Here is a 19,622-nt window from a genome sequence, read left to right as displayed (position 1 = left end):
TTACAGAGCATTGAATTAATTCGGCGATCCAAATTTGAGACAGTTTCAAACACTCATTCGAGATGCCGAATGGCTGTCGGGCATCGTGCGGAACGTCACGGAAACAATTGAAAAGATCCTGTAAGTAGTTGAACGATAAGACTCGCGGGCCGCTGCAGGCGCCTGCCGCCGGGCATCCTGGAATTGTTCAGTTGATTCACCTGCGGTGTCCGCCGCATCGGTGAGTGTCCGGAAATGAGACGCTTTTTGGCGGTTGCCGGCCGGCTATTCGGCGCTCTAAAACCGAGGCCGTTTATATATTAAGGACGGACAGGTATTGGCACGTAAATCGCTTATCCGGGCCGGCGAGTCGAAACGAGGCGATCGATTCGATCCGGCGGCGAGATGCCGAGGGTCGATCGGAATCAGGGTTGTGGCCGCAACCCGCATCACCTTGGGGACGCGCATCGCGATAACAGTTCCAGACGCGGCGCCTGCGCCGCGGACAATAACGAGGGATACAGACATGCTACATCTTCACTCGAGCTATTCGGCGAACGCCATCCTTGCGGCACTTCCGGAGGACAGCATCCGCGCCATCGCACCGCACCTCGAACTGGTGCGGATCAAGGCCGGCATGCTGGACCGGGTCGGTGAGCCCATGCGCCACCTGCATTTCCCGACCTCCTCCATGATGTCGGTGCAGCACCTGATGGAGGACGGTGCGATGGTCGAGGTGGCGGTGGTCGGCCGGGAAGGTGCGGTCGGCCTGGCGACGCTCGTGGGCGGCGCCACGGTATCGAACCGGGTCGAAGTCCGCATCGGCGGCATGGCCTATCGCGTGCCGACCTGCGTGATGCGCTCCGAGTTCGAACGTTCGCCCGCGACGTACCGGCTGCTGCTGAACTACTGCCAGGCGATGATGGCGCAGATCTCGCGCAGCGCGCTGTGCAACCGGCATCACTCGGTCAGCGAGCAACTGAGCCGCTGGCTGCTGCTCGCGCACGACCGGATCGACGGCGACGAGCTGGCCGTCACGCAGCAGACGATCGCGAACATGCTCGGCGTGCGCCGTGAAGGCGTGACGGAAGCGGCCGGCAATCTGCAGGAAGCCGGGCTGATCCGGCAGCGTCGCGGCCGCATCACGGTGCTTGATCGCGAGGGCCTCGAGCGCAATTCGTGCGAATGCTACGAGCTGATTCGTGCGGACTATCGCCGGCTGCTCGGCCCGCGCGAGAGTGCGAGGCTGATGCCGGTGCTGCCCCGGAAGCCTGAAATGCATGGCGGATTTTCCGCGCACGGTGCATGACGATGCATTCGATGTCCGGAGGAACGAATGCGATGCGCCGCACCGCGATTGCCGCGGCGGACGTTGCGCTGGTGCTGGCCGGTGCGCTTGCCGCGCAGGCCGCGATGGGGCTGGCGTGGCACGGCTTGTCGGATGCGCAGCGCGGGACGATCGCATTGCTGTGCGTGCTGACGGTCGGGTTGTTGCCGCGGGGCTTGCGCGCGGTACGCGGCGGCGCGTCGACGTATCGCGCCGAGCCCGTGCTGACGCGCATGGTGGTTGCGATCGTCTGCGCGAGCACGCTGACGGCGGCCGGTGCGACGTGGATCATGAACCGCGGCGGCACGATGACCACCCGCTGGATCGCACGCACGGTGTTGTCCGGCGACGCGGCGCTGCTGATCGGCCGGCTGGCGCTGTGCGCGCTCACGCTGAGGCGCGGCGATGCGCGTGCGCGGCAGCGGCGGGTCGCCGTCGTCGGCGCGACGGCATACGGACGTGTGGCGATCGAGCGGATGCAGCTCGAACCGGACGGCGCGTTCGCGGCGGCCTGCGTATTCGACGACGATGCGCCGGCCGCGACTGCGTCGGATGCGATCGGCGGCGTGCCGGTGATCGACGACTGGGCCGAGCTGCGCCGCATGATTCGCGGCGGCGAGATCGACGAAGTCTGGCTCACGTTGCCGATGTCGCACGAGTGGCGTATCCAGCGCATCGTGCGCGAGTTGCGCGACGAGTTTGTCGAACTGCGGCTGTTGCCCGACGTGCGGCAGATGGCCGTCGTCGAGCGCTCGGCGACCGACGTGCTCGGCATGCCGGCGATCAATCTCGCGACCACGCCGCGTTCGGCGCCCGAGCTGTGGGCGAAGTTCGCGTTCGACCGGCTGTTCGCGGTCGCCGTGCTGATTCCACTGCTGCCGTTGCTCGCGGTGCTGGCGATCGCGGTGAAGCTGTCGTCGCCGGGGCCCGTGTTGTTCAGGCAGCGGCGCAAGGGCGCGGACGGGCGCGAATTCCATATCCTCAAGTTCAGGACGATGCGCGCGCATCGCGCACAGCCCGGCGTCTTGCGACAGGCGTCGCGCAACGATTCGCGCATCACGCCGGTCGGCGCGTTCCTGCGCCGCACGTCGCTCGACGAGCTGCCGCAGTTCTTCAACGTGCTGTTCGGCCAGATGTCGGTGGTCGGCCCGCGTCCGCATGCGATCGAACACGACGACTTCTATCGGCAACTGATCGACTGCTACATGTATCGCTACCGCGTGCGGCCGGGCATCACGGGATGGGCGCAGGTGAACGGCTATCGCGGCGAGACGCGCAAGGTCGAGGCGATGGCCGCGCGCGTGAAGTTCGATCTGTTCTACATGCAGAACTGGAGCTTCTGGTTCGACATGAAGATCATCCTGCTGACGATCGTGCGCGGCTTCATCGGGCGCAACGCATTCTGAGGATCACGAAGTGATCGTCGCATCAACTATTATGCGGTCGAACGTACCGACCGCATCGACGCAGGTCGACACACTGACGGCATAGGAGCATCCCGCGGCGCGGGATGTCTGGCGGCGCGATTGCGTCGCAGCCATCGGAGTGATCATGTCAACGTCGATTCGGGAAGGTCGTGAAACTGCGCTGCGGGACGGGCGCGCGGAACGGGGCGCCGGGACGGCCGCGCGCGTCGCGCGGCTGAGCGGCATCGCGGTCAACGGAAAATTCACTGCGCAGCGGATGACGGGCGTGCAGCGGGTCGCATATGAACTGACGGCCGAGCTCACGCGTCTCGCGAGCCCCGACGATGTGCCGGCGCTGGTCGTGCCGGCGGATCACGATCCGGCGGCGTTGCCGGCTGGTGCGCGCAGGCAGGTCGCCGACGGTTTGCGCGGTTCGCTCTGGGAGCAGTTGACGCTGCCGCGCGCGACGCACGGCCGGATGTTGCTCAGTCTGTGCAATGTCGGGCCGCTCGCGAAGCGCGATCAACTCGTCCTGATCTACGATGCGGCGATTTTCGACCTGCCCGCCGGTTACTCCGTCGTATTCCGGATGTGGTATCGCTTCGCGTTCTCGGTGCTCAAGCGACGCGCACGCCACATCGTCACGATTTCGCATTTCTCGCGCGCGCGTCTGGCCGCGAAGCTTGGCGTACCACCGGCGCGCCTGACGGTCGTGCCGGCCGCCGTCGACCATATCGACCGGATCGATCCCGATCCCGGCGTGTTGGCCCGCCTGAACCTCGAGACGGACGGCTACGTGCTGTTCGTCGGTTCGCTGGCGCCCGGCAAGAACCTGGTACGCGCACTCGAGGCGATGCAACTGATGCGCGCGTCGCATCCGACGCTGCGGTTCGTGATCGTGGGGGGCGCCAATGCGAAGATCTTCGGCGGGAGCGTGCCGGGCCTGCGCGCCGACGATCCGTACGTGACGTGGGCGGGCTACGTGACCGACCATGAACTGAAGGCACTGTACGAACATGCCGGTTGCTTCGTGTTCCCGTCGCTCTATGAAGGCTTCGGGCTGCCGCCGCTGGAAGCGATGCGCTGCGGCTGCCCGGTCATCGTGTCGCATGAGGGCGCGTTGCCGGAGGTGTGCGGCGGTGCCGCATTCTTCTGCGATGCGTATTCGCCGCCGGACATCGCCGCGGCAATCGCACGCGTGATGGACGATGCCGAGCTGCGCGCGCGGCTGCGCACGGCCGGCCGCGAGCGCGCGCAGCATTTCAGCTGGCAACGTTCGGCGCGCGCGCTGCTCGACATCGTGCGCGCGGACGTGTAACGCGACACATCGGCCGGACGAGCCGGTCGGGTGTTTGTAAGACGACGCGCGTGCCTGCCGCGTATTCGCGTCCGTCCCCGGTTCCCGCACTGCACCGTGTTGCGCCGTCTTCGTCCATGCGACTGACGACGGTCAACACGCGCCGGCCCATTGGGTTTATCCTGCGTCGAATGCGCCCGCTGCACTGGATGGCCGGGCGCCCCGGTTCACGACGGGCGGATCATGCAGGCTCGTCGCACACCGGCGCGACAACCGCGCGCCGCATGCCTCATTGCGCGGAACCCGGAAAAGGAGAGACGGCGATGGCGCTCGACCAACAACAACGGCAGACGCTGCAGCAGCGGCTGACCGAAAGCGAGCAGGCGCTGCGCGCGGAGATTCGCACGAGCGAGGACCAGCGCGCGTCGGAGTCCTATGCGGATCTCGCCGGCGCGGCGCCGGACGAGGGTGACGAGGCGAACGCCGATCTGTTCGTCGACATGGACCACGCATTGATCGGCATGAAGCTGGCCGAACTGCGCGCGATCGGGCGTGCGCAGCAGCGTATGCGCGACGGCAGCTATGGCGAATGCATCGATTGCGATGCGCCGGTCGGCTACGAGCGGCTGCTCGCGCGACCGAGCGCCGAGCGCTGCACGCATTGCCAGTCGGTGTACGAGCGTCACTACGCGACGACGCCGCGCGCATCGCTGTGACACGGGCGCCGCCGCGAAATCGGCGCGCCGCGTGCTGCACGATGCGGGAAGTCGGTGCAGGATGACCAACGGGCGCTCGCGGCCGTCGACATGCGGCCCCGGGCGGGCAGACGTCGTCGCGCCAGCGCACGGCGCCATCCACGTGGAAGGGAGCCACGCCGATCATGCCGATCCACAATGCCGAGTGCGCGGCCGTGTTCGCCGAAATCGCCGACATGCTCGAGATCCAGGGCGCCAACCCGTTCCGGGTGCGCGCGTACCGCAACGCGGCCCGCACGATCGCCGACTACGGGCGCGACATCCCGACGATGATCGCGAATGGCGGCGACCTCGGCCAGATTCCGTCGATCGGCCCCGATCTCGCGTCGAAGCTGCGCGAGATCGCGGCGACGGGCACCTGCGAACTGCAGCAGACGCTGCGCCATGCATTTCCGGGGGCGATCGTCGAACTGCTCGACGTGCCGGGGCTCGGTGCGAAACGCGTGAAGGCGCTGCATGATGCATTGCACGTCGATTCGCTCGAACAACTGCGCGCCGAAGCGAAAAGCGGGCACGTGCGCGCGCTGCCGGGTTTCGGCGCGAAAATCGAAGCACATCTGCTCGATGCGATCGACGATCGCCTGCAACGCGAGCCGCAACGCTTCCTGCGGCCCGATGCCGCGCAATCGCTGATGCCGCTGCTCGATCGATTGCGTGCGGTGCCCGGTGTCGGCGAAGCGGTGCCGGCCGGCAGTTTTCGACGCGGCCGCGAGACGGTCGGCGATCTCGACATCCTCGTGACCGCGGGCGATCCGGCCGCGGTGGCGGACGCGTTCGTCGGCTATGGCGACGTCGCGCGCGTGCTCGCGAACGGCAAGACGCGCTCGAGCGTCGTGCTGCGCAACGGTTTGCAGGTCGACCTGCGGGTCGTCGAAGCCGACGCGTTCGGCGCGGCGCTCGTCTATTTCACGGGATCGAAGGCGCACAACATCGCGCTGCGACGGCTCGCGCAGGCCGGCGGGCTGAAGATCAACGAGTACGGCGTGTTTCGCGGCGACGAGCGGATCGCGGGCGCGACGGAGGCGTCCGTGTACGAGGCAATCGGTCTGCACTGGGTGCCGCCCGAACTGCGCGAGGATCGCGGCGAGATCGATGCGTCGCGCGCCGGCACGCTGCCCGCGCTCGTCGAACGCAAGCACGTTCATGGCGACCTGCATGCCCATACCGATGCGTCGGCCGGTCGCGACGCCCTGCGCACGATGGCGGAGGCGGCGCGCTCGCGCGGGCTGGCCTATCTGGCCGTGACCGACCGCGCGCCAGACACGGCGGGCGGCCGCACCGGTTTTGACTGGCTCGTGCGGCAGATCGACGAGATCGACCGCCTCAACGCATCGTTCGACGATTTCGTGTTGCTGAAGGGCGTCGAGGCCGGCATTGGCGAGGACGGCAGCCTCGATGTGCCCGACGACCTGCTCGGCCGGCTCGACCTCGTCGTCGGCGCGGTGCATGACCACTTCGACCTGCCGAGCGAGGCGCAGACCGGGCGGATGCTGCGCGCGATGGACCATCCGCATTTCACGATCCTTGCGCATCCGCTCGGCCGGCTGCTCGGCGAGCGCGACGCCTGCGAACTCGATGTGCCGCGCGTGATCGCCGGAGCCGCCGCGCGTCGCTGCTTCGTCGAACTCGACGGCGATCCGCGCCGGCTCGATCTGTCGGACATCTGGTGCCGCGAGGCTGCAAAAGCCGGCGTCGTAGTGGCGATCGGCTCGGATGCGCAGTGCGCGGACGATCTCGACCGCCTTGCCTATGGCATCGATCAGGCGCGGCGCGGCTGGCTGACGCGGCACGACGTGCTCAACACGCGCACGCTCGCGCAACTGCGGCCGCTGCTCGCACGTACGATGGGGGCAAGCGGCGCGTCGAAACGCAGCCGCCCGAAGGGCACGTGACGGCGTGCACGCACGCCGACGTCAGCGCAGCACGTCTTCGGCCGGTACGTACGGCAGGCCGAGCGCCAGCGCGACGGCCTCGTACGTGATGTGTCCGTTGCACGCGTTCAGCCCCGCGCGCAGATGCGGATCGTCGGTCATCGCGCGTTTCCAGCCCTTGTCGGCGAGCGCGAGCGCATGGCCGAGCGTCGCGTTGTTCAACGCGAACGTCGACGTGCGCGCGACCGCGCCGGGCATGTTCGCGACGCAGTAGTGCACGACGCCGTCGACGACGAAGGTCGGCTCCGCGTGGGTCGTCGCGTGCGAGGTTTCGAAGCAGCCGCCCTGGTCGATCGCGACGTCGACGACCACGGCGCCCGTGCGCATCGTCGCGATCATCTCGCGCGTGACGAGGCGCGGCGCCGATGCGCCCGGCACGAGCACGGCGCCGATCACGACGTCGGCGTCGCGCACGGCTTCGTCGATCGTGTGCGCGTTCGAGCAGACGGTCGTGATGCGGTTCGCGAAGATCAGGTCGAGCTGGCGCAGCCGTCCGACGTTGGTGTCGAGCACGGTGACGCGCGCGCCGAGGCCGACCGCCATCTGCAGCGCACCGGTGCCCACCACGCCGGCGCACAGCACCACGACGTGTGCGGCCGGCACGCCGGGCACGCCGGCCATCAACACGCCGCGCCCGCCGCGCGGGCTTTCCAGGTGCGTGGCCGCGACCTGGATCGACATGCGTCCGGCCACCTCGCTCATCGGTGCGAGCAGCGGCAGGCCGCCCCCGGGGCCCGTCACGGTTTCGTATGCGATGCAGACCGCGCCGGACTTCACGAGCGCGGCCGCCTGTTCCGGATCGGGCGCGAGGTGCAGATATGTATAGAGGATCTGCCCGCGCCGCAGCATCGCGCATTCGGCCGGCTGCGGCTCCTTGACCTTGATGATCAGGTCGGCGCGCGCGAACAGTTCGCTCGCGTCGTCGCACAGGGTCGCGCCGGCGGCGGTGTAGTCGTCGTCGAGCAGGCCGATCGCGGTGCCTGCGCTGCGTTGCACCAGCACATGGTGGCCATGCCGCGTCAGCTCGCGTGCGCCGGCCGGGGTGAGGCCGACACGGTATTCGTGATTCTTGATCTCTTTCGGCACGCCGATCAGCATGAGTCGCCTCCATGGGTATTCGTCATCGTTGCCGGGCATGCGCGTTGCCATCGGTCGATCGCGCGTGTCGGCACGACGGCACGCGGGCGGCGCTGGCGCATGCACGGTTCGATTGCCGTGCTGGAATAAAAGGGTAGTGGTGCGCGGAGCGAAGTCAAGCGGCGGCCCGTCGCGACGGTCGCGCGCATTGCATCGCAGCACACGCGGCATGGCGTATTGCGACCGGACGTCGCAATGCATATCGCGTGCGGTTTGGGTATCTTCGTGGGTTGTGCGGAACGGGGCCGCACGCCGACGTTTGTCGGCTTCACACGACCCGGCGACACAATGAGACAACGGACACGACCAACATGATGGGCGCGTATTTCAGCGTGCCGACGCTTTGCGCGATTGCACTCGTTCACGTGTACTGGGCGTTCGGCGGGCGGCTCGGCAAGCGTGCGGCCATTCCGGAGAAGGACGGCGTACCGCTGCTGCGGCCGAGCAGGGCAGGCACGTTCGCCGTCGCGGCGGCACTGCTGGCCGGCGCAGGCGCGGTGGCGTCGCGCGCCGGCTGGCTGTGGCCGAACCTGTATCCCGGGGCGATCGCATTCGCGGTCGTTGTGCTCGCACTGATCTTCGCGGTGCGCGCGGTCGGCGATTTTCGCTACGTCGGCTTCTCCAAGCGGATTCGCGGATCGCGTTTCGCGCGGATGGACAGCCTTTGTTACTCGCCGCTGTGCGCGGCGCTTGCGTTGTCGACCGGGTCGATGCTGTGGCCGTGGTGAGCGGCCAGCGGATCGCGACCGGCGCGTAACGCGCGGGGGCGACTCAGGAACGCGCATCGCGGCGCCGTGACAGCCGGCGTCGGCCGAAGCCGCGCGCGTCCGCGAAATAGCGCGGGACCGCGAAACCGGCGCTCAATCGCCCGGTGCGCCCAATGCACCGTTCTTGTGCATTCCACAAGTCAATTTCTCGATTGTTGCGATTTTCGATGTAATGAATTGCATCCAACCCTTTGGAGTTGGAACCGGTTCCATCTATAATCCGCGGCACGCTTCGCCGGGCCCGAAATGAGGGTCGTGCACGTTGCGCTTGCCGTCGGCTCGCGCGGCGTCTAAGTTGAATCAGGGTCATGGCGATGGTGGACGGACAGCGGCCGACAGGCCGTATTCGTCCGATCAGACCCGCGAAGAGGTCGATCCGCGCGGCGCTCCGAAACCGGCGCAACGCGGTTGCTTGACGGCGCCGCCGCGCCTCGCGCGGCCGGCGCCCGTATCGAGGTTGTTCGCAGCACAGCAACAACAAGGACGGCCGGCCGCGTGCGGCATGGCTATCGTGGCGGGCACGCCGCATGCGGAATGCGCGGGCTCGAACGCTCCCCAACGATCAACATCCGACCATGTCCACGCCACCTGACAAACCCAATTCGCGTCGCCGCTTCCTGCGCACGTCGGTCGCGCTCGTGCCGATCGCCTCGGTCGCCGGTTGCGACCTGCGCTCGTCGTCATCGTCCGCCACCACGGCGGGCAACGCATCGACCGCGTCGGCCGGCGCCGAGCGCGCCCCGTACAAGCCGACTTTCTTCGATGCGAAGGAATGGGCGTTCGTCCAGGCCGCCGTCGACCGGCTGATCCCGGCCGACGCCGAAGGCCCCGGCGCACTCGAATCCGGCGTGCCCGAATTCATCGACCGCCAGATGGAAACCCCGTACGCGAACGGCGCGACGTGGTACATGCAGGGGCCGTTCCAGCAGGGCGTGCCCGAGCTCGGCTATCAGCTGAAACTCGTGCCGCGCGACATCTACCGGCTCGGCATCGCGGCGGTCAACCGCTACAGCGAAAAGAATCACGGCAAGGCGTTCGCCGACCTCGACGCCGCGACCCGCGACACCGTGCTCGGCGAGCTGGAGAAAGGCAGTGCGCAGATCGACGACGTGCCGTCCGCGGTGTTCTTCGGGCAGTTGCTGCAGAACACGCGCGAAGGCTACTTCTGCGATCCGGTGCACGGCGGCAATCACGACATGGCCGCGTGGAAGATGATCGGTTTCCCGGGCGCGCGCGCCGACTTCATGGATTTCGTCAACCAGAGTGGCAAGCCGTATCCGTACGGCCCGGTCTCGATCAACGGGGAGCGTACCTGATGGCCGCAGAAAAGAAGCCGCATGTCGATGCGGTGATCGTCGGCTTCGGCTGGACCGGCGCGATTCTCGCGAAGGAACTGACCGAAGCGGGCTTGAACGTGGTCGCGCTCGAGCGCGGCGAGTATCGCGACACCTATCCGGACGGCGCGTATCCGAACACGATCGACGAGCTGACCTACAACATCCGCAAGAAGCTGTTCCTCGACCTGTCGAAGACGACCGTGTCGATCCGCCACGGCGTGCAGGACACCGCGCTGCCGTACCGGCAGCTCGCGGCATTCCTGCCGGGCGAGGGCGTCGGCGGTGCCGGGCTGCACTGGTCGGGCGTGCACTTCCGGATCACGCCGGAAGAGCTGCGACTGCGCAGCCACTACGAAGAGCGCTACGGCAAGAAGTTCATCCCCGACGGGATGACGATCCAGGACACGGGCGTCAGCTACGACGAGCTCGAGCCGTATTTCGACTTTGCCGAGAAGGTGTTCGGCACGTCGGGCCAGGCATACAAGGTCGGCGGCAAGGTGGTCGGCGACGGCAACGTGTTCGAGGCGAACCGCAGCGACAACTTCCCGCTGCCCGCGCAGCTCAACACGTATTCGGCGCAGCGCTTCTTCGATGCCGCGCAATCGCTCGGGCTGCATCCGTACCGGCTGCCGTCGGCGAACACGTCGGGGCCGTACACGAACCCGTACGGCGTGCAGATGGGGCCGTGCAACTTCTGCGGCTACTGCAGCGGCTACGCGTGCTACATGTATTCGAAGGCGTCGCCGAACCTGAACATCCTGCCCGCGCTGAAGCAGGTGCCGAACTTCGAGCTGCGCTCGAAGTGCCACGTGCTGCGCGTCGATCTCGACGACACGAAGAAGCGCGCGACGGGCGTCACCTACGTCGACCCGGCCGGCCGTGAAGTGCATCAGCCGGCCGATCTCGTGATCGTCGCCGCGTTCCAGTATCACAACGTGCACCTGCTGCTGCTGTCGGGCATCGGCAAGCCGTACGACCCGATCTCCGGCGAAGGCGTCGTGGGCCGCAATTTCGCGTACCAGAACCTGTCGACGATCAAGGCGTTCTTCGACAAGGACACCTTCACGAACCCGTTCATCGGCGCGGGCGGCAACGGTGTCGCGGTGGACGACTTCAACGCGGACAACTTCGATCACGGCCCGCTCGGCTTCGTCGGCGGCTCGCCGCTGTGGGTGAACCAGGCCGGCGTGAAGCCGATCAGCGGCATCGCGACGCCGGCCGGCACGCCGCAGTGGGGCTCGGCATGGAAGAAGGCCGTGAAGGATAACTACGCGCACACGATCTCGATGGACGCGCACGGCTCGAACATGTCGTATCGCGACGTGTACCTCGATCTCGATCCGACCTATCGCGACTCGTACGGCCAGCCGCTCTTGCGGATGACCTTCGACTGGAAGGACAACGACATCAAGATGGCGCAGTACGTGACGGGGCAGATGAAGAAGATCGCGGAGGCGATGGGGCCGAAGTCGATCGGCGTGTCGACGCGCGAGTTCGGCAAGCACTTCGATTCGCGCGCATACCAGACGACGCACCTGGTCGGCGGCGCGATCATGGGCACCGATCCGAAGACGAGCGTGCTGAACCGCTACCTGCAATGCTGGGACGTGCACAACGTGTTCGTGATGGGCGCCTCGGCGCTGCCGCAAGGCATCGGCTACAACCCGACCGGGATCATCGCGGCGCTGGCCTACTGGTCGGCCCGCGCGATCCGCGAGCAATACCTGAAAAATCCCGCCCCGCTGGTGACCGCATGAAGAGGACAGTGAACCACTACGCCGCGCGCCACGTGTCGCGCGCACTGGCGATCGGTACGGCATGGGCCGCGTTCGGTCTCGCCGGCGGGTCGGCGTTCGCGCAACCGGCGTCGCCGGCGGCGGCCGCACCGGCCGCCCGGTCGGCCGACGCGGACCTCGTCAAGCGCGGCGAATATCTCGCCCGCGCGGGCGACTGCATCGCGTGCCACACCGCGGTCGGCGGCAAGCCGTTCGCGGGCGGACTGAAGTTCGATACGCCGATCGGCGCGATCTACTCGACCAACATCACACCGGACGCGAAGACGGGCCTCGGCGGCTGGACGCTCGACGACTTCACCCGCGCGGTGCGCGAGGGCGTGCGCAAGAACGGCGACACGATGTACCCGGCGATGCCGTTCCCGTCCTATGCGCGCCTGTCCGACGACGACGTGAAGGCGCTGTACGCGTACTTCATGCACGGTGTCGCGCCGGTCGAGCACGAGAACCGCAAGGTCGACATCGTGTGGCCGCTGTCGATGCGCTGGCCGCTGGCGTTCTGGCGCAAGCTATTCGCGCCGACGCCGAAGCCGTTCGATGCGGCGCAGTACAGCGACCCGGTGATCGCACGCGGCGCGTATCTCGTGCAGGGTCTCGGCCATTGCGGCGCATGCCATACGCCGCGCGCGGTGACGATGCAGGAGCGCGCGCTGACGGACGCGGGCGGGCTCGACTTCCTGGCGGGCGGCGCGGCGATCGACGGCTGGGTGCCGACGAGCCTGCGCGGCGAACAGCGCACGGGGCTCGGCACGTGGAACGAAACCGAGATCGTGCAGTTCCTGAAGACGGGCCGCACGCTGCGCACGGCCGCGTTCGGCGGGATGACGGACGTGGTCGGCCACAGCATGCAGCACATGAACGACGAGGACCTGACCGCGATCGCGCGCTACCTGAAGACGCTGCCGCCGCGCGTGCAGGGCGAACAGCCGCACGTGTACGACGCGGCCGCCGCGAAGGCGCTGCAAAGTGGCGACGCGAGCAAGCCGGGCGCGGCGGTCTATCGCGACAACTGCATGGCCTGCCACCGCAGCGACGGCCACGGCTACACGCGCGTGTTCCCGGCGCTCGCCGGCAACCCGGTCGTGCAGGGGGACGATCCGACGTCGCTGATCCACGTCGTGCTGGAGGGTAGCGCGCTGGAGGGCACGCGTACGGCGCCGTCGACCTTCACGATGCCGCCGTTCGGCTGGCGCCTGTCGGACCAGGAAGTCGCCGACGTATCGAACTTCGTGCGGACGAGCTGGGGCAACACGGGCGCGGCGGTCACGGCCGCGCAGGTTGCGAAGGTGCGCAAGAGCGTGCCGTCGACCCGGCCCGAGCCGCCGCCGGGCGCGCGGTTCCCGCAGGCGTCGCGCTGACGCGGCGCAGCACGTCCCGTCCGGCCGGGGTTGCACCCCGCAATGGCGCGCGCCGCGTGAAATTTTCGCGGCGGCGCGCCATTTTTTCGTGTCATCCCTTATCCTTTGTTTCTTGAACCTTACTAAATAGTTACAAGAACTCGGGAGGGGGGATGCCTCATGACGTCAGCCTGATTGCACTGCTCGCGGCCGGTTTCGGTCTCGCGATGATTTTCGGTTACTTCGCGTCGCTGCTGAAGATGCCGCCGCTGGTCGGCTATCTGCTCGCCGGGATCGTGATCGGCCCCGGCACGCCCGGTTTCGTCGGCGACCTGTCGCTCGCGCAGCAACTCGCGGAAGTCGGCGTGATGCTGCTGATGTTCGGCGTGGGCCTGCATTTCTCGCTCGGCGACCTGCTCGCCGTGCGCAAGATCGCGCTGCCTGGCGCGATCGTCCAGATTACCGTCGCGACGCTGCTCGGCGGCGGGCTCGCGCTCACCTGGGGCTGGAGCCTCGGCGCGGCGCTCGTGTTCGGACTCGCGCTGTCGGTCGCGAGTACCGTCGTGCTGTTGCGCGCGCTCGAAGGGCGCGGGCTGGTCGAGACGGTCAACGGCCGTATCGCGGTCGGCTGGCTCGTCGTCGAGGATCTCGTGATGGTGCTGGTGCTCGTGCTGCTGCCGCCCGTCGCGGGGCTGCTCGGCGGCACGCCGCCCGGCGACGCGCATGCGGCCGGCGGCAGCGTGTGGGGCACGCTCGGCGTCACGATGCTGAAGGTCGCCGCGTTCATTGCGCTGATGCTCGTGGTCGGCAAGCGCGTGTTTCCGCGGATCCTGTGGCTCGTCGCGCGCACCGGCTCGCGCGAGCTGTTCACGCTGTGCATGATCGCGGCCGCGGTCGGCATCGCGTTCGGTGCGGCGAAGCTGTTCGACGTATCGTTCGCGCTCGGCGCGTTCTTCGCCGGGATGATGATGCGCGAGTCGGAGTTCAGCCGGCGCGCGGCCGACGAGACGCTGCCGCTGCGCGATGCGTTCTCGGTGTTGTTCTTCATTTCGGTCGGGATGCTGTTCGACCCGAAGGTGCTGCTCACCGAGCCGCTGCACGTGATCGAGGTCGCGGCGATCGTGCTGATCGGCAAGACGCTGGCGGCGGTCGCGCTCGTGATCGCATTCCGTTACCCGCTGAACACCGCGCTGACGGTCGGCGCGGGCCTCGCGCAGATCGGCGAATTCTCGTTCATCCTCGCCGGGCTCGGCCGCGCGCTCGGGCTGCTGTCGGCCGAAGGGCAGAGCCTGATTCTCGCGGTCGCGCTGATCTCGATCGCGATGAACACGCTGCTGTTCGCGATGATCGACCCGGCGCTTGCATGGATTCGCAAGCATTCGGCGTTCGCGCGCAAGCTCGAGGCGCGCGACGATCCGCTTGCCGCGCTGCCGATGTCCACGCCGCAGACTCACCTGACCGGGCAGGTCGTGATCGTCGGTTACGGGAAGGTCGGCACGCGGATCGCGCACGCGCTCGACGAGCGCGGGATCGCCTATGTCGTCGTCGAGCAGAATCGCGAGCTCGTCGAGAAGCTGCGCGCGGATGGCGTCGCGGCCGTGTCGGGCGATGCGATCGAGCCGATCGTGCTCGTCCAGGCGCATATCGCGCGCGCCGGGATGCTGGTCGTCACGCTGCCGGACGTATTCGACGTGCGGCAGATCGTCGAGATCTCGCGCACGCTGAATCCGACGCTCGAGGTCGTGCTGTGCACGAACAGCGGCGACGAGGCCGCGTTGCTGTCGAGCGAGGGCGTCGGCACCGTGTTCATGGGCGAGAGCGAGCTCGCGCGCGGGATGACCGAGCACGTGCTCGGCAGGATGGCGAAGCCGGTGGCGGCTGCGCATTGACGGGCGGGGCGGCCTTCCGGCCGTTCCCGCCGACGACGGGTTTGCGACAGCAGGCCGGCGTCACTGAGGAGGAGGCGGCAGCGAAGCGAACGCAGGATGCTGTCGCCGCGCGCATGACGCACATGGCGCAGCGCCGCCCGGCGGCGTTAGCCTGCCGCCTTGGCCTGCATGGCCGCGCCGGATTGCGCGGCCGTCTTCATCGAAGCCGACGTGTTCCGCGCGGCGACCGTTTTCGGTTGGGCCGCGACCGTCTTCTGCGGCGCCGCTGCCTTGGCCGGCGCATTCGGTGCCGGGTCGATCGGCGCATCGGGCGGCACGCCGAGCAACTGCAGCGAGCCGCTCGTGACCGACGAGAACACCGGGCCGGCCACCGTGCCGCCGTAGTAGCCCTTGCCGCGCGGCTCGTCGATCATCACCGCGACGATCAGGCGCGGGTTGCTCATCGGCGCCATCCCCGCGAACAGCGCGCGGTACTTGCCCTTCGCATACGACGCGCCGACCTGCTTGCGCGCCGTCCCCGTCTTGCCGCCGATCCGGTAGCCGTCGACGCGCGCCCGGCGTCCGGTGCCGCCTTCGCCGACCGCCGACTCCAGCATCGTGCGGATCGCCGCCGCCGTTTGCGGGGAGGTCACGCGGTGGCCGCGATGCGCGTCGATCGACTGCTGATCGGTGCCGTTCTTCAACAGCGACACGGGGTGCAGCGTGCCGTCGCCGGCGTACGCGGTGTAGGTCTGCGCGATCTGCAGCAGCGACATCGACAGGCCGTAGCCGTAGGCCATCGTCGCCTGCTCGATCGGCCGCCAGCGCTTGTAGCCGCGCAGGCGGCCCGACGCGACGCCCGGGAACGTCAGTTCCGGTGCGCGGCCGATCCCGTATTCCTGATACTTGTTCCAGATCGTTTCGGCGGGCAGGTTCAGCGCGAGCTTCGCGAGCGCGACGTTGCTCGACTTCTGTAATGCCTGCGAGACGGTCAGCGCGCCGTGGTTCGACGTGTCGTGAATCACGGCCGGGCCGATCTTGTAGGTGCCCGGCGACGTGTTGATGATCGTGTTCGGCGTGACCTTGCGTTCGTCGATCGACAGCGCGACGACGAGCGGCTTGATCGTCGAGCCGGGCTCGAACGTGTCGATCACCGCGCGGTTGCGCAACTGCTGGCCGGTGAGCCGGGCACGGTCGTTCGGGTCGAAGGTCGGGTAGTTCGCGAGCGCGAGGATTTCGCCGTTCTGCGCGTCGAGCACCACGACGCTGCCGGCCACCGCGTTGTTCTCGACCACCGCGGCCTTCAGTTGGCTGAACGCGAGCTGCTGGATGCGCCGGTCGATCGTCAGTTCGATCGTCGCGCCGTGCTGCGCGGGCACGAGCGGGCGCGTGTCGGACACGATGCGGCCGAGCCGGTCGCGGATCACCTCGCGCTGCCCGGCGGTGCCCAGCAGCCGCGCATTCGCCGCGAGCTCGACGCCTTCCTGGCCCTTGTCCTCGACGTTGGTGAAGCCGACCACGTGCGCGGCCGATTCGCCTTCCGGATAGAAACGCTTCGAATCGGCGATCTGCGTGATGCCGTCGATGTCGAGCTTGTCGAGCCGGCTCGCGGTCTCGGCATCGATCTGCCGCTTGAGCAGCACGAACGTACGATCGTTGCGCAGGCGGCGCTTCACTTCCGCGAGCGGCATGTCGAGCAGCTTCGAGATCTGCGGATAGTCGGTTTCGGCGACCTGTTTCGGGTTCGCCCAGATTTCATAGGTCGACAGGCTGACCGCGAGCATCGCGCCGTTGCGGTCGACGATGCGGCCGCGCATCGCATCGAGCTCGATCGTGCGCTGGTAGCGCTTCTGGCCTTGCCCGACATAGAAATCCTGGTTCGCGACCTGCACCCAGAAGGCGCGTCCGATGAGCGCGGCGAAAGCGAGCGACACCAGGATCACGACCAGCTTCGAGCGCCACATCGGCAGGCGCGACGCGAGCATCGGATGTTTGGTCGCGGCTGCGTACGGATCGGCGGGGTGGGTCTTCTTTTTTACGCTCATGCAAGGGCCGGGTCGGGCCGCCAGACGGCGGCGGGGTCAATCGGAATAATGCGATTGTAATAAATGAGTAAACATCATGTGGGGAAAGTGTGCGTCGGCACGAGAAAAGACGGCGGTTTTATCGGGCGACGGCGGCCAACCGGGGGAGGGGGCGGTGCAAGGCGGCGGAGCGCCGTTCGTGGCGCGGGTCCGGAATTCGTGGTGGACGGCGGATGCGGATAGCGACGGCGCCGGAGAATTAACCCGGCCCTTATTTATTTTGAAGCGTGTAATAAAAAAGCGCCCCGAATCGAGGCGCTCTTATTGCTGAATATCGAAATGAATATCGCTGAAACTGGAATAAACCCGAAAACCGCAGAGGATTACCGTCAGAAATACCTATCGTGGGACGGAAATAAATCCTTCGTATTCGGGTTCGACCTTGCAATGATCGACTTCCTGCAGCCGCCACGCACCGTCCGGGTGCTCGCCGGCGAGTACGGCGGGGCCCTGTTCGCGCTGCGTTGCATCGAACGACAGACCCTTCAACTGGCACACGGCGCTGCCGCCGTCGGCCGCGCAGAGGGCCATTGCGCCTTCGACGTCCCGGACTTTGCCCCAGGTCGGAAGGTCGATGCCCTGATGTGCTTCGCGCGACCACAGCCCCTCGTCGGTATCGACCCACAGCACCGCGAATGCATGCCGGGTTGCCGATTCACTGCCATTAATCCGAATGGTGAGGCGCATTGGATCGTCTCCTGAGAAAATGACACATTCGACCGTTTTGGTTTGAACAGTCTAGATAGACTGCCGCGAAACGCAAGCGATAATCCGCAATAAATCCGAATGGGGGCTATTGGCGTTTCGTATGAAACGACGTCTGACGATTGCCAGCGATTCCATTGCTGCGCGCAAACGCAGACGACACCGTGCGCGGCATGCGACGCGCCGCCGCTGACGTGACAGGGACATGCGATGACTAGCAGAAGGGCGCGTCGATGTGTCGCGCCGCGGCGGCGGCTGAAGTAAAGGGCCGGCGGGCTGCTGCGGCCCCGCAAACCCGGCCCGGCGGCGGCCGGATCGGATGTTGCGGTGATTTGACAGCATGGCTCGCGCGACACACTCAGACATTCGCGTACAAATCCACACACTTTCACAAAACTTTCGGGACAGACTTGCGGGCGTTCGGGCCCCACACTGGGACTTTCCCGATCTGCGTCATGGACGCCCGTCCGTGGCGGGTTGTCGCCGCCTCGTGCCAGAGACGCGATCGATGCGATCGCGGGCCACAAGCCTGATCGGGACGGCCGGGGCGAGCATCGGCCCCGGCCCGGCCCACGGCAGTGCGCAGCCCCGAACGGGGCAGCTTTGCCGTCCGGCCGCCCCTTCGAAGGAGACTATCGTGCTGATCTGGAAAACCGCGTTGTCGCTCAACTGGCGGACCAGCCTCGTGTCGCCGGCCAGCGCACCGGTCGCGGCGGCCAACGTCAGCCGGCTGGTGCTGACCGGCGCCACCGGCTTCATCGGCAGTACCGTGCTGACGGCGCTCGTCAACGCGGGGTTGCTCGACCGTATCGTCTGCGTCGTGCGCGCGCAGAACCGCGGCCATGCGGTCGCGCGGCTGCGTGAAGCGGCGTTGCGCGCGGGGCTCGCGCCGTACTGGGCGTCGCGCCTGGGCGATGCGAACGTGATCGTCGGCGCACTCGGCGACGTGTGGCAGGGCGCGGATGCGTCGCGTCTTGCCGGCGCGACGCACGTGATTCACTGCGCGGGCCATGCGTCGCCGGCCGACGGCGCGCACCTGCAGGCGGACATCGCCGATTCGCTGTCGTTCGCCGAGCGGTTCGCGCATGCGCCGCGGCTGCAGCGTTTCGTGTACGTCGGCACAGCCTATGCGCATGCGGGCCGTGGCGGGATCGTGCAGGAGGACGTCGCGCTCGACGCGGCACGCGACGACGAAGGGCTGCCCGGCGCGGTGCTGGCGGCCGACTACCTGCATGCGAAGGCGCACACCGAACAAAGCCTGCGCGCGCTCGGGCTGCCGCTCGTCGTCGTGCGGCCGTCGCATGTCGTCGGTCACACGGTGCTTGGCACGCGGCCCGCGCCGAATTCGTTCTGGATGTTTCGCGTCGCGCATGCGGCGCGCCGTTTCACGGCCCGGCCGATGACGCGCATCGACATCGTGTCGGTCGACGACGTCGCGCGCGCGACGATGCTGCTCGCCGTGAAGCCGACGCTGATGCACGACGTGTATCACGTGTCGGCGGGCGACGAGGCGCCGCAGGTCGCGCAGATCGTTCGCGCGATGGACGAGGCGGCGGGCATGACGGGCGCGCCGCGCTACGCGGCCTGCGCGCCGGCCGAGTTGCCGCTCGTGGTGCGTGACGTGCTGGGGCGACCCGATCCGGGGCTCGAGCGCGTGATTGGCCGGGCGCTGCAGCGTTGCGCGGAATTCGCGACGGTCGATCGCGTGTTCGACAACCGTCGCGTGCGCGACGAAATCGATTTCGAGCCGCTGCCGTTCATTGATTACGTCGAGGAGTGCATGCGGACGTCACGCGGCGTCGCCGTGACCGAGTTGATGCGCGGCGCGCTGCAGTGAGCTGAGGCGAGGCGAGTCAGGCACACGGCCTGCATGTGCCACGCAGCGGCGCCGCCGGTTCC

At 67.6% G+C, this 19,622-nt stretch carries 14 protein-coding genes; 11 read left to right on the top strand and 3 right to left on the bottom strand.

From position 1 onward, the window contains the following. Window positions 1-505: 505 nt before the first annotated feature. The 5 genes from BX604_RS19565 (at window position 506) to polX (ending at window position 6,656) form a co-directional block, all read left to right on the top strand. On the top strand, window positions 506-1,288 hold the full coding sequence (locus tag BX604_RS19565; RefSeq protein WP_098552255.1) for a Crp/Fnr family transcriptional regulator: 783 nt from the start codon (window positions 506-508) through the stop codon (window positions 1,286-1,288). Between the two features lie 11 nt (window positions 1,289-1,299). Beyond that, window positions 1,300-2,712 (top strand): undecaprenyl-phosphate glucose phosphotransferase, encoded by a 1,413-nt coding sequence (locus tag BX604_RS19560; protein WP_098552965.1) that lies wholly within the window; start codon window positions 1,300-1,302, stop codon window positions 2,710-2,712. A gap of 145 nt (window positions 2,713-2,857) precedes the next feature. Next, window positions 2,858-4,030: a glycosyltransferase family 4 protein gene (locus BX604_RS19555; RefSeq protein ID WP_098552254.1), complete on the top strand. Its 1,173-nt coding sequence runs from the start codon at window positions 2,858-2,860 to the stop codon at window positions 4,028-4,030. 302 nt (window positions 4,031-4,332) lie between these two features. Continuing rightward, window positions 4,333-4,725 carry a TraR/DksA family transcriptional regulator gene (locus BX604_RS19550; protein ID WP_098552253.1) on the top strand — a complete coding sequence of 131 codons (393 nt, stop codon included), beginning with the start codon at window positions 4,333-4,335 and terminating at the stop codon, window positions 4,723-4,725. A 164-nt stretch (window positions 4,726-4,889) separates the two neighbouring features. After that, a complete protein-coding gene (gene polX / locus BX604_RS19545; RefSeq protein WP_098552252.1) occupies window positions 4,890-6,656 on the top strand; it encodes a DNA polymerase/3'-5' exonuclease PolX in 1,767 nt (588 codons plus the stop codon). Between the two features lie 21 nt (window positions 6,657-6,677). Here the strand turns inward: polX and ald are convergent, their stop codons facing one another. Further along, the gene (gene ald / locus BX604_RS19540; protein ID WP_098552964.1) at window positions 6,678-7,793 is read right to left on the bottom strand and encodes an alanine dehydrogenase; all 1,116 of its coding nucleotides are present in this window, start codon (window positions 7,791-7,793) and stop codon (window positions 6,678-6,680) included. 350 nt (window positions 7,794-8,143) lie between these two features. On the opposite strand from ald, the gene BX604_RS19535 reads away from it, so the two are divergent. The 5 genes from BX604_RS19535 to BX604_RS19510 all read left to right on the top strand — a co-directional run bounded on the left by BX604_RS19535 (window position 8,144) and on the right by BX604_RS19510 (window position 14,955). Beyond that, window positions 8,144-8,560, top strand: a complete 417-nt coding sequence (locus BX604_RS19535; protein WP_098552251.1) for a DUF3995 domain-containing protein — start codon at window positions 8,144-8,146, stop codon at window positions 8,558-8,560. Between the two features lie 614 nt (window positions 8,561-9,174). Further along, on the top strand, window positions 9,175-9,915 hold the full coding sequence (locus BX604_RS19525) for a gluconate 2-dehydrogenase subunit 3 family protein (RefSeq protein ID WP_098552250.1): 741 nt from the start codon (window positions 9,175-9,177) through the stop codon (window positions 9,913-9,915). Next, window positions 9,915-11,693 (top strand): GMC family oxidoreductase, encoded by a 1,779-nt coding sequence (locus BX604_RS19520; RefSeq protein WP_098552249.1) that lies wholly within the window; start codon window positions 9,915-9,917, stop codon window positions 11,691-11,693. The genes BX604_RS19525 and BX604_RS19520 overlap by 1 nt, the downstream gene beginning before the upstream one ends. Then, entirely contained in the window at window positions 11,690-13,087 is a 1,398-nt protein-coding gene (locus tag BX604_RS19515; RefSeq protein ID WP_098552248.1) for a c-type cytochrome, read from the top strand. The genes BX604_RS19520 and BX604_RS19515 overlap by 4 nt, the downstream gene beginning before the upstream one ends. 152 nt (window positions 13,088-13,239) lie before the next feature. Next, the gene (locus BX604_RS19510; protein WP_098552247.1) at window positions 13,240-14,955 is read left to right on the top strand and encodes a cation:proton antiporter domain-containing protein; all 1,716 of its coding nucleotides are present in this window, start codon (window positions 13,240-13,242) and stop codon (window positions 14,953-14,955) included. Between the two features lie 146 nt (window positions 14,956-15,101). On the opposite strand, the gene BX604_RS19505 is transcribed toward BX604_RS19510, so the two are convergent. Together BX604_RS19505 and BX604_RS19500 are read right to left on the bottom strand one after the other, a co-directional pair. Further along, a complete protein-coding gene (locus tag BX604_RS19505) occupies window positions 15,102-16,979 on the bottom strand; it encodes a peptidoglycan D,D-transpeptidase FtsI family protein (protein WP_098552246.1) in 1,878 nt (625 codons plus the stop codon). 378 nt (window positions 16,980-17,357) lie between these two features. Next, on the bottom strand, window positions 17,358-17,705 hold the full coding sequence (locus BX604_RS19500) for a DUF3564 family protein (RefSeq protein ID WP_098552245.1): 348 nt from the start codon (window positions 17,703-17,705) through the stop codon (window positions 17,358-17,360). A gap of 655 nt (window positions 17,706-18,360) precedes the next feature. Between BX604_RS19500 and BX604_RS19495 the strand changes: the two genes are divergently transcribed. After that, on the top strand, window positions 18,361-19,560 hold the full coding sequence (locus BX604_RS19495) for an SDR family oxidoreductase (RefSeq protein WP_098552244.1): 1,200 nt from the start codon (window positions 18,361-18,363) through the stop codon (window positions 19,558-19,560). The last annotated feature ends 62 nt before the right edge of the window (window positions 19,561-19,622 follow it).

Origin of the sequence: Burkholderia sp. JKS000303 (genome assembly GCF_002563755.1) — a bacterium.
In the GTDB taxonomy this organism is placed as follows: domain Bacteria; phylum Pseudomonadota; class Gammaproteobacteria; order Burkholderiales; family Burkholderiaceae; genus Burkholderia; species Burkholderia anthina_B.
This window is presented reverse-complemented; position numbering and strand designations above follow the sequence as displayed.

What these genes read in the sequence shown, in the direction of transcription:
- BX604_RS19565 (WP_098552255.1), top strand. Translation starts at nt 506, where the DNA reads ATGCTACATCTTCACTCGAGCTATTCGGCGAACGCCATCCTTGCGGCA.
- BX604_RS19560 (WP_098552965.1), top strand. Translation starts at nt 1,300, where the DNA reads ATGTCCGGAGGAACGAATGCGATGCGCCGCACCGCGATTGCCGCGGCG.
- BX604_RS19555 (WP_098552254.1), top strand. Translation starts at nt 2,858, where the DNA reads ATGTCAACGTCGATTCGGGAAGGTCGTGAAACTGCGCTGCGGGACGGG.
- BX604_RS19550 (WP_098552253.1), top strand. Translation starts at nt 4,333, where the DNA reads ATGGCGCTCGACCAACAACAACGGCAGACGCTGCAGCAGCGGCTGACC.
- polX (WP_098552252.1), top strand. Translation starts at nt 4,890, where the DNA reads ATGCCGATCCACAATGCCGAGTGCGCGGCCGTGTTCGCCGAAATCGCC.
- ald (WP_098552964.1), bottom strand. Translation starts at nt 7,793, where the DNA reads ATGCTGATCGGCGTGCCGAAAGAGATCAAGAATCACGAATACCGTGTC.
- BX604_RS19535 (WP_098552251.1), top strand. Translation starts at nt 8,144, where the DNA reads ATGATGGGCGCGTATTTCAGCGTGCCGACGCTTTGCGCGATTGCACTC.
- BX604_RS19525 (WP_098552250.1), top strand. Translation starts at nt 9,175, where the DNA reads ATGTCCACGCCACCTGACAAACCCAATTCGCGTCGCCGCTTCCTGCGC.
- BX604_RS19520 (WP_098552249.1), top strand. Translation starts at nt 9,915, where the DNA reads ATGGCCGCAGAAAAGAAGCCGCATGTCGATGCGGTGATCGTCGGCTTC.
- BX604_RS19515 (WP_098552248.1), top strand. Translation starts at nt 11,690, where the DNA reads ATGAAGAGGACAGTGAACCACTACGCCGCGCGCCACGTGTCGCGCGCA.
- BX604_RS19510 (WP_098552247.1), top strand. Translation starts at nt 13,240, where the DNA reads ATGCCTCATGACGTCAGCCTGATTGCACTGCTCGCGGCCGGTTTCGGT.
- BX604_RS19505 (WP_098552246.1), bottom strand. Translation starts at nt 16,979, where the DNA reads ATGAGCGTAAAAAAGAAGACCCACCCCGCCGATCCGTACGCAGCCGCG.
- BX604_RS19500 (WP_098552245.1), bottom strand. Translation starts at nt 17,705, where the DNA reads ATGCGCCTCACCATTCGGATTAATGGCAGTGAATCGGCAACCCGGCAT.